Here is a 13780-nt window from a genome sequence, read left to right as displayed (position 1 = left end):
CCATCGGCTTCTTCGGCACCGGCCTCATCGCCCGCTACATCCACACCTTCCTCACCCAAACCGGCTGGGAATTCGACGAAATCGGCATCCACGACCTGTCCCCGGACAGCGCCGCCGGCTTCCGCCTCTACCTCGAACAGACCGGCAACCCGTCCTGGATCACCCTCCACGACAGCCCCGAACAGCTCATCCGCAACCACGACCTCATCGTCTTCGCCACCATCGCCGGCGAACCGCACCTCACCGACCCCGCGTGGTTCGACCACCACCCCCTCGTGCTCCACATCTCGCTGCGCGACCTCGCCCCCGAGATCCTGCTCTCTGCCACCAACATCGTCGACGACGTCGAACACTGCCTGAAGGCCAACACCTCCCCCCACCTGGCCGAACAGCGCACCGGCACCCGGGACTTCATCCTGGGCACGCTCGACGACGTACTGACGGAACGGGTGACCGTGCCGGCCGACCGGACCGTGGTGTTCTCGCCCTTCGGCCTCGGGGTCCTCGACCTCGCGGTCGGCAAACACGTCTACGACGAGGTGGCCCGCTCCGGCGAACTGCACGTCGTCGACGACTTCTTCCACGACCTGCGCCGCTACGGCTGACCGCCCGGGCGGACCGGCCGACCTCCGTGCTCCTGACCGCACTCCTGATGAGGAAGGAGACGTCATGCCAGTCATCTCCGTTCCCACGGACTTCAACGCCGAGGACCTCTACGTCGACCTGCGGTCGATCGTGGGGCACCAACTGTTCCTCAAGTGTGAGGGCTTCAACTTCGCCGGCTCCATCAAGCTCAAGGCCGCGACCGAGATGGTGGAGGCCGCCGAGGAGTCCGGGGCCCTGCGACCGGGGTCCGTCCTCATCGAATCCTCCTCCGGCAACCTGGGCGTCGCCCTCAGCATCATCGCCGCCAGCAAGGGCTACGACTTCCTGTGCGTGACCGACGCCCGCTGCAACCGCTCCGCACAACGGTTCATGGAGGCCATGGGCGCCCAGGTCCACATCGTGTCCGAACCGGCGGCCAGCGGCGGCCTGCTCAGAGCCCGCATCGCCCTCGTGCAGCGGCTGTGCGCCTCCGACAGGCGGTACGTGTGGCTCAACCAGTACGCCAACGCGGCGAACTGGCGGGCGCACTACCGCACCACCGCCCCGGCCATCGCCCGGCACTTCCCGCGCCTGAACGTCCTGTTCGTCGGCACCGGCACCACCGGCACGCTGATGGGCTGCGCCCGCTACTTCCGCAAACTGCACCGCCAGGTGCGGGTCGTCGCGGTCGACAGCGTCGGCTCGGTCACCTTCGGCGGAGAACCGGGCTGTCGGATGATCCCCGGCCTCGGCACCAGCGTGAAACCGGCCCTGCTCGACGAGTCGTTCGTCGACGACGTCATCCACGTCCGGGAGGTCGACACCATCCGGGCCTGCCACCGCCTGGCCCGGCACGGCTTCCTCTTCGGCGGCTCCACCGGCACCGTCGTCAGCGGCGCCGTCGAGTGGCTGGCCCAGCGCCCCGGCCAGAACCTCACCGCCGTCGCCATCGCCCCCGACCTCGGCGAACGCTATCTCGACACCATCTACCACGCGAGTTGGCTGCACGCCCTGTACGGCGACGAGATGGTCCACCGCACCCGCGTCGCCGCGCGCCTCGCCCAGGTCGGAGAGCAGCACGCCTGACGCTCCCCGGTGCCACCGCCTCCACACGCCCCGCCCCTGGGGCGCGTGGAGCCGGTGTCCTACCGCCGCCACCCCGCGGCGCGGTGGTGGGCGGCGGTGGGCGGTGGCGGCGACCAGCTCCCGGACGGCCTCGCCCGCCGGGATCAGCCGTCGGTTCCCCGGGTCGACAGCGGCACCGTGATCTCCTTCAACCAGGTGCCGGTCGCGAAGTCCCGGGCCCTGACGACGACCCGGTCCGCGTACACCTCGACCTGGAGCCCCTGGTTGAACGCGCCGGACACGGCGACCTCGCCGCCCTGGCCGTTGTCGGTGTAACCGGTCTGCACCGCGCCCGTGTTGATCACCGAGAAGCCCGACAGGTTGGCCGTGCCGCTGACGACCCGGCGCACGTACCAGTCGGACAGCCGCAGGTCCCAGTGCGTGTGTCCGCAGAACACGAAGACGTCCTGGTACCGGCCCAGGATTCCCAACAGCCGCTCCGCCTGGAGGTAGTCGCGCAGGTAGAGCTTGTTGCGGCTGCCGGAGACGGTGTCGGGCAGCGGGTGGTGCGTGATCACCATGACCGGCCTGCCCCGTCGCGCCCAGTACGCCAGTCGCTCCCTCAGCCAGGTGAACTGCGCCTCGCTGAACCAGACCTCGTCCCACAACTGCGGGTCGTGGTAATGCATGTACCGCTCGGTGCCCAGGCTCAGCACGGGTATGCCGCCGAAGGAGTGCTCGGCGAAGACGGTGTTGCGACCGGCGAACGTGTAGAAGCTGCGGAACAGCGAGTCCTCGGTGGTGCCGTTGGGCCAGGTCGCCTGCGCGAGGGTGTCCGGGTCGCGCCACTTCGGCACGTAGAACTCGTGGTTGCCGATGGCCCAGGCAACGGTGCCCGGGTGGGCGTTCCGGTCGAACACCGCCCGGACCGCGGCGTATTCGGAGTCGTAGCCGCGCGGCGTGATGTCGCCTGCGATCGCGAGCCCCGAACTGCCCGGATTGGTGGCCCGCATGTCCCGCAGGGCCACGCCCAGGTCGTTGAGGTCGCCCTGGATGTCGCTGATGACGTTGAAGGCGGTGACCGGATGGCCCGGCCGGGGCAGGGCACTCGCCGGGGTCGGGGCGACGGCGACGGCGGCCACCGCCCCGGTGGCTGCGGTGAGCAGGGATCTGCGATGCACTGGTTGCTCCTCGGGCTGCGAACGGCTCGTCCACGACAACTGGCCCGTGCCGCCGGCCGGTCGGGACCGACCGGCAACGACCCGCCCGGGCCAGCCCCCCATCCCTACGTGAGGCGCCGGACCGCGGACCCGGATTCTCCGTGACACCCGCGTGAACGCCGCCCTACGGAAACGGGTGCGCCCCGGTCGGCCGGGACGCCTCGGGGCGGGGCGGCGACCGGCCTGCGCACCCGGTCGCGGTCGCTATGCGCGCCCGGTCGGATGCTGGTGCAGGTACTGGAGCCGGGTCTGAGCCGTGGAGACGTGCCGCGGGTCGAGCGCGGGCAACTGCCGCAACAGGTTGATCAGCTCGGGGCCGTTCTCGATGGCCTGCTCGGTGTCGGCGATCTGGTTCCAGCAGTAGTGGGCGCCGCGGGCCGCGTTGAGGACTTCGGCGGAGTCGGACGACTGATGGGCCAGCCGGGTCCGGGCGGCCGCCACCCACAGCTGCGTGGCGAGCGGCCAACGCCCGGCGATCCGGGCGAGGTCGGCCCGGATCTCGGCCCACTGCGTGGCCTGCGGCGAGTCGTACCCGTACCGCTGGAGCGCCTGCTGCTCCCACGACGCGGCCATCTCGGCGGCCTGGTCGTGCCGCCCGGCCTGCGCCGCCTGCCAGATGAGCGGCCGGGGGTCGGGGGCGGTGGTCGGGACGGCGGCCGGTGCGGGCGACGGCTCGGCGGGCGCCGCGGGGGCGGGGGCCGATGGGGGCGCTGCCGGGGCAAGTTGCTGCGGGAGCGCGGGAGGTGACGGGGGTGCCGGCTGTGCCGCAGGAGGCGGGGGCGCGTGCGGCGCGGGCTGTTGCTCGGCGGGCGTCGGGGATGCGTACGGGTGCTCCGGGGCGGCCGGGAGGGCCGGGCCGGCGAGGAACGCGGCAGTGGGCACGGGCGCGGCGCTCTGGGCCGGCACCGGCGCGGGACCGGCGGCGGGCGGCAGCGGCGCGGGGTGGGCCGCCTGCTCCATGAACGGGCCGGGCGGTTGTCCGGGGAACTGTCCGGGGGCGGCGGTTCCGGGGAACGGGCCCGGCGCGGCCTGCCATGGCTCCTGGCGCCCGTGGGACTGCTCGTCGGCGTGGTGGCGGGCCTCGTACGGCACGGACGTCGCGAGCGGCGGGAACGGGTCGGGGTCCACGGGGGTGGGCACCGGCTCGGGGTCCCGCCGCCGCAGGGTGGGGAGCAGCGCCCGGTCACCGGAGAGCAGCCGCTTGATCGGTGCCTTTGGCTGGGTTTCTGCGGTGTCGTGCGGGTAAGGGGCGGCGGATTCCGCGGTGTTCGGCAGGACGAGCGTCCCGGGCGGGAGGGGGGCGGCGGACGCCGCCAGCGCGTGCAGCCGGGCGTTCGAGGGCCGGTCCGGCTGGGAACGCAGCAGGTCGATCACGTGCTGGGTGTACACGCTGATGCCGTCGGCAGTGCCGGAGAGGCCGGGCGGCGTGATGACGCCGTAGACCTCGGCGTTCACCTCGGGCAGGCCGCCGAGCTCGTGGAGGACGGTCCAGGCGCCCTTGTCGGCGGCCATGTCCACCAGCACGGTCGTGGGACCGCGCCGCTGGCGCAGCTCGTTGTGCACCCACTCCCAGGGCAGCGCCGTGTAACGCGTGGTGGCGGGGCTCGAACCGGCGGCGGCGAGGTGCAGCCGGTGGTTCTTGCGGTCCACGGTCAACTGCCCGGCGAGGTAGACGAGCAGGGGGCCGGACGCCGCGGCGGCCGTGCGCAACCTGATCAACATGGTGTTCTGGTCCGGCGCCCCGTCGAGGTGGACGAGGTCCGCCGGCCGGGTGCTGCCGAGCAGCACGGGGACGGGGACGGCCGTCAGCGCGGCCAGATTGGCGCTGGGTATCACCTGGACGGTGCGACGGTGGGTGGCCCTGGCCCCCGCGATCAGCAGCACGTGGCCGCGCTGTTCCTCCCCGCTGGTCTGCATGGATGCACCCTACTCATGCCGCGGCCCGCACGACGGACCGGCTGTCGGATATTTGCCGCACCGCGGCGCGCCGCTGCCCGTCGCACGGCGTCCGCGCCCCGTCACCACGCGTGGCGCCCCGACGCCCCCTCGCGGACCCGTATCAGCCGCTCCCCCGGGGCCGGCCGCCGGGGCTCGGTGCGGTGCACGTACGGCATGGACGAAGATAGGTGCATAGCGAACGCGTACGCGAGAGGTCCCTCAGCCATGCCCCACATCACCGTCGACTACACCGCACGGCTGGCCGGCGCCTTCGACCGGCAGGCGTTCGTGCGGGAGCTGCACCCGATGGTGCGCGACGAGGCCGGCTCGGCGGGTGTGTGCAAGACGTTCTTCCGGCCGGCCGCGGACACCTACGTGGGCGAGAGCGACGCGGCGCGGGTGGCCTTCGTGCACGTCGAGGTCGGGCTGCTGCCGGGGCGCTCGGAGGAGCTGAAGGCCCGGCTGTCGCGGGACGTGCTGGCGCTGCTCGACAAGCACCTGCCGGGGGACGACGCGCACGAGGTGGTGTCGTCGGTGGAGGTGCGGGACCTGGCCGCCTCGTACCGTTTGCAGCACTCGCCGCAGTAGTCGCGCGGGGGTCCGGGTACCGGCGGCCGGCACCCGGACCATGGGCCGCGGCCAGGACTAGAAGCTGAACGTCATGAACGCCCCGTACCCGGCCCCGGCGGCCTGGGTGAAGAACGCGACGAGGTCGTCGTAGGCGCTCTCCAGCCAAGCCAGTTCGCCCTCGGCGTCGAACCGCCAGACGTTGGGGTACACCCCCTCCGACGTCATCTTCTCCGGGGCGTAGTGGGCGGCCAGCTGCTCCCACGGGGTCGCCCGCAGTTCCCGGGCGACGCTCGCCACCTGCTCCGCGGACCACCCGAACAGGGTGCCGTCGTCCACGATCTGCTCGCCGTCCATCAGGAAGTCGAACTGCACGCCCGTCGCGTCGATCAGGAACTGCAGGCCGGCCCACGCCTTGTCCGGACCCCCGAAAGGGCGGTCCGGCATCGGGAAGTCCTCGCTGGCGTACAGCTCGTAGACGAACGCGTTGGCCCATTCCGGGTCCTTCTCGGCCCGGTCCAGTTCCTTCGTCGTCGCACTGATGAATCCGATGCTCACGCCCATGGCGCTGCTCCCCCTCCGCGGTCGGCTGACCGACCCGCTTGCTGCACTGACTTGATCGACTCGCCCGCACGGGCCGTGCGGACGACTCCTGCGTGCGGACCGCCTGTTCGGGCGCCTGCCCGGACGGCGAGCGCGAGTGTTCCACGGGGCACTGACAAGGGGGCTCGGTGCGGGGTCGTTCCAGGCGGTAGCTGCCTGGAGCTCGGGAGCGCGGCGGGGCGCGCCGCGACGGTCGAGCGCGTCCCGGCGGCGGGACGCGCTCGCTCACGAGCGGTGCGGGCGCCGGTGGTGGGTGGCGGCGTCCACGCGTACGGCGGCGAGGGCGGCGTCCGGGGCGGGCGACAGCGGGCTCGCGGCGTGCGCGTGGGGGACGGTGCAGGCACGGAGCCAGGCACGCAGCAGGGCGCGCGGCCAGGCGGGGGCCCCGTTCATCGGGCGCGGGCGTGGTCGACGGCGGCGCGGGCCAGGCCGGTGATCAGCAGGTGGGCGCGGGTGCCGTCGCCGTCCAGTTCGGGTTGGAAGAGGGTGGCCAGGAAGAAGGGGTGGTCGGGCAGTTCGGCGATGCGGACCTCACCGGCGTCGTCGGTGCCGGTGAAGGCCAGCCCGTGTGCGCGCAGCAGGTCCAGGTGCCGGGGGTTGGGGGCGTAGTTGCAGTGGTAGCGGGCCGGTGTGCGGTCGGCACCCAGCAGTTGGGCGGCGCGGGAGCCGGGGGTGACGTCGACGATGCCCTCGTGGCCGACCAGTGAGCAGGCCAACGGGACGACCACCGCGTCCTCGTCCGCGAGGTCCGGGGTGTTCTCGGCGTGGCCGGCGCGGTCCCGTCCGCAGACGTTGCGGGCGAACTCCAACAGGGCGTGTTGGAACCCGCCGCAGGTGCCCAGGAACGGGATGCCGGACTCGCGGGCCGAGCGGATGGCCGCCAGGATGCCGGACTCGCTGCGGTAGGGGCTGCCGGGCAGCACCCAGACCGCGTCGAATCCCGTCAGGTCCTCGTGCGCGTCGGCGGACGGGATCCAGTAGGCGTCCAGGTCCAGTCCGTCGCGCAGCCGGAGCGCGTCGAGGAGGGTGGGGATGCGGGCGTGCGAGCGGACGGCTTCGGAGCGGTCGCCGACCAGGGCGATGCGGGCGACTGCCGGGCCTCGCCCGGCGGGTGCGGTGCGGTTCATGCACGTCATCCTGGTGCGCGCGCCTGGATCAGGTCCAACGATGATTCGTGCATTGCGAATAAGTGATGCTGATCGGCGTGCGATACTCGGGCGCATGGACCCGCATCTGTTGCGCACCTTCGTCGCGGTCCTCGACCACCGCTCCTTCTCCGGCGCCGCCGCGGCGCTCGGCTACACCCAGTCCGCGGTCTCCCAGCACATCGCCGCCCTGGAAGCCGACTTGGGCAGTCGCCTGGTCGAGCGGCGGCCGGTCGCGCCCACGCCGGCCGGCGCACGCCTGTTGGAGCACGCTCCCGCCCTGCTGCTGCGCCTGGACGCGGCCCGGGCCGACATCGCGCGCCTGCACCAGGCACGTCCCACCCGGTTGACGGTCGCCTGCTCGCCGGCGGCGCTGGGCGCCACGGTGGCCCGCTCCCTGGCCGACCTGCGCGCCGCGGCCCACTCGCTGGACGTGGAGGTCGGGGTCATGGGCCGGGACGCGGTGCTCGCGGAGGTGCTGGCCGGGCGGGCCGACCTCGGATTCGTGGACGGTGCGGCCGCCCCCAGCGACCCGCTGCCGATGCCCGACCTCGGGCCGATGACCACCCTCGCGGCGGGCGAGGAGACGTTGGCGGTCCTCTTCCCGCACGACCATCCGCTGGCGGGGCGCCGTGCGGTGCGGTTGTCCGACCTCGCCCAGGCACAGTGGATCGACGCGTCCGACACCGCGGTCCCGCTCGATCGGTTGCGTGCCGTCTGCCGCGCCGAGGGCTTCCGTCCGCGGATCCGCCACCGCGGCACCGACCTGCACGGCCTGGCGGCGCTGACCGCCGCCGGCCACGGTCTGACGGCGCTCCCCCTGTCGGTGGCGGCCGCGCTGCCCGGCATCGCTGCCGTCCCGGTGAGCGCACCCCGGCTGGTCCACCGCACCGAACTCGTGCACCCCGCCAACCCCGTTGCTCCCGCACGCCAGTTGGCCGACTTGCTCACCACCCGCGGACCGGCCGCACGCTCCGGACGCCGCTGACCGGGGCCGGGACGACCGAGCACCGCCGCGACCACCCCGGCCGTGGTCCGGGTGCGGCCGGCCGCGTCGTCCCGGCAGCGCGGACGGCCCGCCGGTCCTCCCCGTCGCGGCGCGGGCAGGCGGGACGTCGACGCACCGTGCGGCCTGCCGGTACGGGGAACGGACGCCCTGGTCGCCGGCTCCCTGGTTGCTGAACATGGCGCATTGCAGAGCCTGTTGGAGCGTGTTCAGGACAACGCGCCTGGTGGCCGGCGCAGACCGCAGCCGACTTCACCCGGGCGGCGCCGAACACCGTGGACGTACGCCTCGCACGCCTGAGCGCCCACCGAACCACCCCGCCTGGCGCCTGTCCCACTCCTCCGCGCGCGCCAACACCACCCTGGAGCAAGGCATCGGCCGCACACCGCCGCGGTGGACATCCGCCCAGGCCGGAGCGGTTCCAGGCAGCTGACCGGACGGCGCCCGGGACGTGTTGCGCAGGCACGAATTGGCTCATCCGGACCCGGTGCACTTCCGTCAGATCATCCCGCCAAGGCCGTCCCCTCTCCCGCAGCACGGTCGTTGGGCGTATGGTGACTGGAATCTCATTCCCCCGTGAGGTTAGGAAACACATGACTGAGTCCGTTCTCCATCAGACGATCCAGAATCTCGAAGGCGTACTGCCGGAGCTCGAAGAGCAGGAACGGCACCTGCGCGGCCAACTCGACGCCGTGGTGCAGCGGGCGACTTCCGCCCGCAGTGCACTGGAGCACCTGCGGGTGTTGACCGGTGCCCCCGTCCCCGACAGGCAGTCGGTGGCGGTTGGTTCGGTCACCGTGGTGGCGCCCGCGGATGCGGATGCCACCGGCCAGGAAGGCTCCGCCGAGGGCCGGGCCGCGGACGCCACCGCGGCGCCGGTCGCCGACGAGCCGGCGGCCGAGCCCGAGGGCGCGGGGTCCGTCGTGCCCCAGCCGCGGGCCGCGACGTCGCCGCGTGCCAAGCGCCGCACGGCGAAGAAGCCGGCCGCCAAGAAGGCCGCGCCTGCGAAGCCCAAGGCGAAGAAGGCGGCGCCCAAGCGGGCCGCGGTCGCCAAGCAGCCGGCCACCAAGGAAAAGGACAAGGACTCCGGCAGCCTGTTGGACGCCGCACTGGACGTGTTGAAGGGCTCGGGCACGCCGATGCGTCCGCGGGACATCAACGAGGCCCTGGGCCGGGAAGCCACCCCGGGACAGATCGAGTCCGTGCGCAACACCCTCGACCGGGCCGTGAAGAAGACGGACCTGGTCACCCGCCCCGGGCGGGGCACGTACGCGGCGGCCTGACCCGGCCTCCGCACGCGGTGCGATTGCGGGCCCGCCCACCAGCGGGCCCGCACGGCCGTCCGCGCGCCGGCCCCGGCACGACGGCGCGGTGCGAGGCCAACTGCCGTGCCTGTCATGAGGGATGGGGACCGCCCCGGCCTCGGCCCCACTGGCCCTCCCGGGTCTTCGGGCGTTCTCGCTCGTTCCCCGGCGTTCGCGCGGCTTCGGTGCGACTCCCCGCCGCGCGGTCGGAAGGTGTAGCGGCCAAGGGGTTACCGTGTGGACATGACCCAAGTGCACGGTGCATCACTCGACCTCCCCACTCCGGACGGGACCGCCGACGCCTACTTCGCCCACCCCGACGACGGCGCTCCGCACCCCGGAGTCCTGCTCTACATGGACGCCTTCGGCCTTCGGCCCTCGTTGGAGGCGATGGCCAGGCGACTGGCCGGGCACGGCTACGCGGTGCTGGTGCCCAACGTCCTCTACCGCGCCGGGCGCGCTCCCCTCGTGGAGCTTCCCGAACACGTCTCCCCCGCCGACCGGCCCGAGATCTTCACCCAGCTCTTCCCCCTGATCCGCGCGCTGACCCCCGAACTGGCGATGCGGGACGCCGGGACGTACCTCGACTGGCTGGCCGCCTCGCCGCAGGTCGCCGACGGCCCCGTGGGAACCACCGGTTACTGCATGGGCGGCGTCCTCGCGCTCCGCACGGCAGCGGCCTTCCCCGACCGGATCGCGGCCGTGGGCGCGTTCCACGCCGGCAACCTCGTCACCGACGCGGCGGACAGTCCGCACCTGCTCCTCGACCGCGTCACGGCGGAGCTGTACTTCGGCCACGCCGACCAGGACCACTCGATGTCGGCCGAGCAGATCGAGCAGCTGGAGCGGGCGTTGGACGCCGCGGGGCTCCGGTACCGCAGCGAACTGTACGAAGGGGCCCAGCACGGGTACACCCAGGTCGACACCGCCATGTACGACGCCAAGGCGAACGAACGTCACTGGCGGGCGCTGGTGGACCTCTTCGGCCGCACGCTCTGAGGCAGCAGACGAACGGGCCCGGCGGCCGGGCGGAGCGCCCCGCTCGCCGGGCCCGGGCCGGGCGCCGGTCGCGGTGGATGCCGCGGCCGGCGCCGTCGCGGCTCAGCAGCCGGTGCCGGTCGGGGTGAACCGCAGCCGGGCGTGGTCGTCCGCGCCGAGTGCCTGGTGGTAGGTGGCGGAGGTGACGCGGTACCAGACGGCGTCCTTCTTCGGGTCGCCGTTGACGTCGTCCAGCTTCACGCACCAGCGCTCCGGGCGGATCACCCGGCGGTAGGACTCGGTGCCGCGGGTGGTCTTGTGGCAGTCCTGGTAGTGCTCGGTGGTGTACCAGGTCTTCTTGGTGCGGCCACTGCGCTTGGTGTGCTTGACCTGCCGGGTGGCGGGGGTGCAGGTGGTGACCCGGTGCGGGCGGGTGGCCGCGGTCGTCTGCCTGGTGAGGTGCCGGACGCCGGCGCGCAGTCCCGAGACGCCGTCCGGGTGCGGCGGAGCGCCCTGGGTGCCGGTCGCGGTGCCGTGGCCGCCGCTGCCCGGCCCGGTCGCGGCGCCGTTCGTGCCACCGCTGCACGCACCCAGGCCGCCCACGAGCAGCACCACCATTCCGGCCCGTACCAGTCGGTGCTTGTTGCGCATCTCGTCCTCTGCGGTTGGTGGGTGGTTCCGCCGCCGCCCCGGCCCGGGCTCCCGGAGGTGCCGGCACCGGTGGCCGCCAGTCTCTGCTCCGGTAGCCGGGCACCGCCCGCGCTGCGGCAGCGGTCAGGCTATCCGAGTGCCTGTGCGGGGCCGTGGCCGGGGCGTTGGCGGATGCCCGTGGGTACACGTCAGCGCCTGAGGACCTTGCGCGAGAGGACGTTGCCCAACAGTTGGGCGGCCTGCACCAGGACGATGAGGATGACGACGGTCACCACCATCACCCGGGTGTCGAACCGCAGATAGCCGTGGGTGATCGCGAGGTTGCCGACTCCCCCGCCGCCCACCGTGCCGGCGATCACCGAGAAGTCGATCAGCGCGACCAGCATGAACGTCATGCCGAGGATCAACGGTCCCAGTGCTTCCGGTACCAGGACCGTCAGCAGGATCCGCACCGGAGGGGTGCCCATCGCCCGGGCCGCCTCGATGACGCCGGGTTCGACGGCGAGCAGGTTGCTCTCCACGATGCGGGCCACGCCGAACGTGGCGATCACCGTCATGGGGAGGACGACCGCGTCGGTGCCCACCGCCGTCCCGATCAACTCCCGCGTCACCGGGGAGAGTACGACGATCGCGATCAGCGCGGGCACCGGGCGGACGACGTTGACCAGCGTGCTGAGGACGACGAAGACGGCCCGCTGCTGGAGGATGCCGCCCTTGCGGGTGGCGTAGAGGGCCAGCCCCACAACCAGGCCGAGCAGGCCGGAGAGGGCGAGGGTGGCCAGCACCATGTAGAGCGTCTGGCCGGTGGCTTCGGCGATCTTGGGCCAGAGCAGGCTCCAATCCTGCTGGATCACGCGCCCACCTCCGCCAGCACGGACGCGGCCACCGCGTCGTCCACACCGTGCTTCCGCAAGGCCGCGGGCAGCAGGTCGAGGAGCGGTGACGCCTGCACGGCGCTGCGGACGAACGCCCGGGTGGTGGGGTGTTGAGGCGCGGCGAACAACTCACCGACCGGGCCGTTCTCCACGATCCGCCCGGCGTCCAGCACCGCCATCCGGTCGCAGACCGCCCGCACCACCTCCATCTCGTGGGTGATCAGCACGATCGTGACGCCCAGTTCGTCGTTGACCCGCCGCAGGAGCGCCAGCACCTCCTGGGTGGTCTGCGGGTCGAGCGCCGAGGTCGCCTCGTCGCAGAGCAGCACCCGGGGTTCGGTCGCCAGGGCGCGGGCGATGCCGACGCGTTGCCGCTGGCCGCCGGAGAGCTGCTCGGGGTAGCGCTTGGCCTGGTCGGCGAGGCCGACGAAGCGCAGGGCTTCCGCGGCGCGTTCCCTGGCTTCGGCCCGGGTGGCGCCGGCCTGTCGCAGCGGGTAGGCGACGTTGCCGAGGACGGTGCGGGAGCGGAAGAGGTTGAACTGTTGGAAGACCATGCCGATGTCCCGCCGGGCGGCGCGTAGTTGGCGGCTGCCGAGGGCGGTGAGCTCCTGGCCGGCCACCGTGACGGTGCCGGTGGTCGGGGTCTCCAGCAGGTTGATCAGTCGCAGCAGGGTGGACTTGCCGGCGCCGCTGTGGCCGACGATGCCGAAGACGCTGCCCGGGGCGACGGCCAGCGACACCCGGTCGACGGCGAGCGTCCCGCCGGCGAACTCCTTGCTGACGGAGTCGAGTTGGATGACGTGGCGGGGTTGCGCGGTGGGCTGTGGGGTGGTCACGACGCCCCCTTGAGCTGGCGGTCGACGCGGGCGAGTTCCGCGGCCAGTTCGGCCGCGGAGAGGTTGAGGTGGACGGCCGTGCCGTTGGAGGTCCGGCGCGCCTCGTCCTGCACCGGCTTGCTGGCGTAGAGCTTGACGACCTTGGCGTAGTCGGGGTTGTCCCGGTCCTTGACGCGGGCCGCGATGACGTTGAGGTAGGGGCGGGTGTCCGGGCTCTGCGGGTCGTCCTCGAACAGTGCGGTCTGCGCGCGGATGCCGGACAGCGAGGCGACGCCGTCGTTGATGACCGCGGCGTCCACGTCGGCGAGCAGCCGGGGGGTCTGCTGGGCGTTGACGGGGGTGAAGCGCAGGTGGTGGGGGTTGGCGGCGATGTCGTCCGCGGTGGCGTAGAGCCCGGTGCCCTCCTTCAGCTCGATGAGCTTGGCCCGGGCCAGCAGCCGCAGGGCCCGTCCCTCGTTGGCCGGGTCGTTGGGGTGCGCGATCCGGGCGCCGTCCGGGAGGTCGGCCAGCCGCTTGGCCTTCTTGGAGTACAGGCCCATGGGAACGACGTTGGTCGGCGCCAGCGGCACGATGTCGGTGCCGTTCTCGGTGTTGGACTGGGCGAGGAACACCAGGTGTTGGAAGGCGTTCAGTTCGATGTCGCCGGCGGCCAGCGCCTTGTTGGGCAGCGAGTAGTCGTCGAACGGCACCACCTCGACGTCGAGGCCCTGCTTCTTCGCCTCCTCGGCGAGCACGTCCCATTCGGTGGAGTCGCCGCTGACGCCGACCCGGATGCGGTGCGCCTGGGAGCCGGCGGTGCCGCAGCCGGCGACGAGGAGGGTGAGGGCGGTCGCGGCGGCGGTCGCCAGGAGTGCGCGGCGGCGCGGCGCGGCGGGCCGCCCGCTCTCGGGGCGCCGTGCGGCGGGGTGCGGGGCGGTGTGGTGCATGGTGTGCGTTCCCTAGGGTGGTGGGTGTGGGTGCGGGGCACCGGGCTCTTGTGGAGCGGCGGCTCCCCGGGGCGGGTGGTC

General features: G+C 72.9%; 14 protein-coding genes and 1 pseudogene. 6 read left to right on the top strand and 9 right to left on the bottom strand.

Annotation, left to right across the window (positions count from 1 at the left end):
* Together ACJ6WD_RS39005 and sbnA are read left to right on the top strand one after the other, a co-directional pair.
* Positions 1-605 (top strand): annotated as a pseudogene (locus ACJ6WD_RS39005) (2,3-diaminopropionate biosynthesis protein SbnB); the annotation flags it as partial.
* A gap of 64 nt (positions 606-669) precedes the next feature.
* Positions 670-1671 (top strand): 2,3-diaminopropionate biosynthesis protein SbnA, encoded by a 1002-nt coding sequence (sbnA, locus tag ACJ6WD_RS39000; RefSeq protein WP_233661802.1) that lies wholly within the window; start codon positions 670-672, stop codon positions 1669-1671.
* A gap of 143 nt (positions 1672-1814) precedes the next feature.
* Here the strand turns inward: sbnA and ACJ6WD_RS38995 are convergent, their stop codons facing one another.
* Complete coding sequence (locus tag ACJ6WD_RS38995; protein ID WP_376444520.1) at positions 1815-2831, bottom strand: metallophosphoesterase family protein; 1017 nt, start codon at positions 2829-2831, stop codon at positions 1815-1817.
* 243 nt (positions 2832-3074) lie between these two features.
* Positions 3075-4787, bottom strand: coding sequence for a hypothetical protein (locus tag ACJ6WD_RS38990; RefSeq protein ID WP_233661804.1), 1713 nt, complete (start codon positions 4785-4787; stop codon positions 3075-3077).
* 246 nt (positions 4788-5033) lie between these two features.
* On the opposite strand from ACJ6WD_RS38990, the gene ACJ6WD_RS38985 reads away from it, so the two are divergent.
* Positions 5034-5396 carry a 5-carboxymethyl-2-hydroxymuconate Delta-isomerase gene (locus ACJ6WD_RS38985; RefSeq protein ID WP_044379341.1) on the top strand — a complete coding sequence of 121 codons (363 nt, stop codon included), beginning with the start codon at positions 5034-5036 and terminating at the stop codon, positions 5394-5396.
* A 57-nt stretch (positions 5397-5453) separates the two neighbouring features.
* Here the strand turns inward: ACJ6WD_RS38985 and ACJ6WD_RS38980 are convergent, their stop codons facing one another.
* From ACJ6WD_RS38980 to ACJ6WD_RS38970, 3 genes are all read right to left on the bottom strand, one after another.
* Positions 5454-5939: a YfbM family protein gene (locus tag ACJ6WD_RS38980; RefSeq protein WP_407617612.1), complete on the bottom strand. Its 486-nt coding sequence runs from the start codon at positions 5937-5939 to the stop codon at positions 5454-5456.
* 264 nt (positions 5940-6203) lie between these two features.
* Positions 6204-6371 carry a hypothetical protein gene (locus ACJ6WD_RS38975; protein WP_407617611.1) on the bottom strand — a complete coding sequence of 56 codons (168 nt, stop codon included), beginning with the start codon at positions 6369-6371 and terminating at the stop codon, positions 6204-6206.
* Positions 6368-7105: a glutamine amidotransferase-related protein gene (locus tag ACJ6WD_RS38970; protein ID WP_376557775.1), complete on the bottom strand. Its 738-nt coding sequence runs from the start codon at positions 7103-7105 to the stop codon at positions 6368-6370. The genes ACJ6WD_RS38975 and ACJ6WD_RS38970 overlap by 4 nt, the downstream gene beginning before the upstream one ends.
* Before the next feature lie 94 nt (positions 7106-7199).
* Between ACJ6WD_RS38970 and ACJ6WD_RS38965 the strand changes: the two genes are divergently transcribed.
* The 3 genes from ACJ6WD_RS38965 to ACJ6WD_RS38955 all read left to right on the top strand — a co-directional run bounded on the left by ACJ6WD_RS38965 (position 7200) and on the right by ACJ6WD_RS38955 (position 10432).
* Positions 7200-8111 (top strand): LysR family transcriptional regulator, encoded by a 912-nt coding sequence (locus ACJ6WD_RS38965; protein ID WP_407617610.1) that lies wholly within the window; start codon positions 7200-7202, stop codon positions 8109-8111.
* 611 nt (positions 8112-8722) lie between these two features.
* Positions 8723-9412: a hypothetical protein gene (locus ACJ6WD_RS38960; RefSeq protein WP_331249583.1), complete on the top strand. Its 690-nt coding sequence runs from the start codon at positions 8723-8725 to the stop codon at positions 9410-9412.
* 264 nt (positions 9413-9676) lie between these two features.
* On the top strand, positions 9677-10432 hold the full coding sequence (locus tag ACJ6WD_RS38955; protein WP_407617609.1) for a dienelactone hydrolase family protein: 756 nt from the start codon (positions 9677-9679) through the stop codon (positions 10430-10432).
* 102 nt (positions 10433-10534) lie between these two features.
* On the opposite strand, the gene ACJ6WD_RS38950 is transcribed toward ACJ6WD_RS38955, so the two are convergent.
* The 4 genes from ACJ6WD_RS38950 to ACJ6WD_RS38935 all read right to left on the bottom strand — a co-directional run bounded on the left by ACJ6WD_RS38950 (position 10535) and on the right by ACJ6WD_RS38935 (position 13699).
* Positions 10535-11062 carry a hypothetical protein gene (locus ACJ6WD_RS38950; RefSeq protein WP_233661811.1) on the bottom strand — a complete coding sequence of 176 codons (528 nt, stop codon included), beginning with the start codon at positions 11060-11062 and terminating at the stop codon, positions 10535-10537.
* Positions 11063-11250: 188 nt separating this feature from the next.
* The gene (locus ACJ6WD_RS38945; protein ID WP_407617608.1) at positions 11251-11916 is read right to left on the bottom strand and encodes a methionine ABC transporter permease; all 666 of its coding nucleotides are present in this window, start codon (positions 11914-11916) and stop codon (positions 11251-11253) included.
* Positions 11913-12773 (bottom strand): methionine ABC transporter ATP-binding protein, encoded by an 861-nt coding sequence (locus tag ACJ6WD_RS38940; protein WP_407617607.1) that lies wholly within the window; start codon positions 12771-12773, stop codon positions 11913-11915. Before ACJ6WD_RS38940 ends, ACJ6WD_RS38945 begins: the two co-directional genes overlap by 4 nt.
* Positions 12770-13699: a MetQ/NlpA family ABC transporter substrate-binding protein gene (locus ACJ6WD_RS38935; protein ID WP_407617606.1), complete on the bottom strand. Its 930-nt coding sequence runs from the start codon at positions 13697-13699 to the stop codon at positions 12770-12772. Before ACJ6WD_RS38935 ends, ACJ6WD_RS38940 begins: the two co-directional genes overlap by 4 nt.
* Positions 13700-13780: the final 81 nt, after the last annotated feature.

Origin of the sequence: Streptomyces sp. VTCC 41912 (assembly GCF_045799175.1) — a bacterium.
In the GTDB taxonomy this organism is placed as follows: domain Bacteria; phylum Actinomycetota; class Actinomycetes; order Streptomycetales; family Streptomycetaceae; genus Streptomyces; species Streptomyces albulus_C.
Note: the sequence above shows the minus strand (reverse complement) of the source record. Positions and strands in the feature narration are given on the sequence as shown.

Excerpts from the sequence above, each read along its gene's own strand:
- sbnA (WP_233661802.1), top strand. The coding sequence starts at position 670 with ATGCCAGTCATCTCCGTTCCCACGGACTTCAACGCCGAGGACCTCTAC.
- ACJ6WD_RS38990 (WP_233661804.1), bottom strand. The coding sequence starts at position 4,787 with ATGCAGACCAGCGGGGAGGAACAGCGCGGCCACGTGCTGCTGATCGCG.
- ACJ6WD_RS38985 (WP_044379341.1), top strand. The coding sequence starts at position 5,034 with ATGCCCCACATCACCGTCGACTACACCGCACGGCTGGCCGGCGCCTTC.
- ACJ6WD_RS38980 (WP_407617612.1), bottom strand. The coding sequence starts at position 5,939 with ATGGGCGTGAGCATCGGATTCATCAGTGCGACGACGAAGGAACTGGAC.
- ACJ6WD_RS38975 (WP_407617611.1), bottom strand. The coding sequence starts at position 6,371 with ATGAACGGGGCCCCCGCCTGGCCGCGCGCCCTGCTGCGTGCCTGGCTC.
- ACJ6WD_RS38970 (WP_376557775.1), bottom strand. The coding sequence starts at position 7,105 with ATGAACCGCACCGCACCCGCCGGGCGAGGCCCGGCAGTCGCCCGCATC.
- ACJ6WD_RS38965 (WP_407617610.1), top strand. The coding sequence starts at position 7,200 with ATGGACCCGCATCTGTTGCGCACCTTCGTCGCGGTCCTCGACCACCGC.
- ACJ6WD_RS38960 (WP_331249583.1), top strand. The coding sequence starts at position 8,723 with ATGACTGAGTCCGTTCTCCATCAGACGATCCAGAATCTCGAAGGCGTA.
- ACJ6WD_RS38955 (WP_407617609.1), top strand. The coding sequence starts at position 9,677 with ATGACCCAAGTGCACGGTGCATCACTCGACCTCCCCACTCCGGACGGG.
- ACJ6WD_RS38950 (WP_233661811.1), bottom strand. The coding sequence starts at position 11,062 with ATGCGCAACAAGCACCGACTGGTACGGGCCGGAATGGTGGTGCTGCTC.
- ACJ6WD_RS38935 (WP_407617606.1), bottom strand. The coding sequence starts at position 13,699 with ATGCACCACACCGCCCCGCACCCCGCCGCACGGCGCCCCGAGAGCGGG.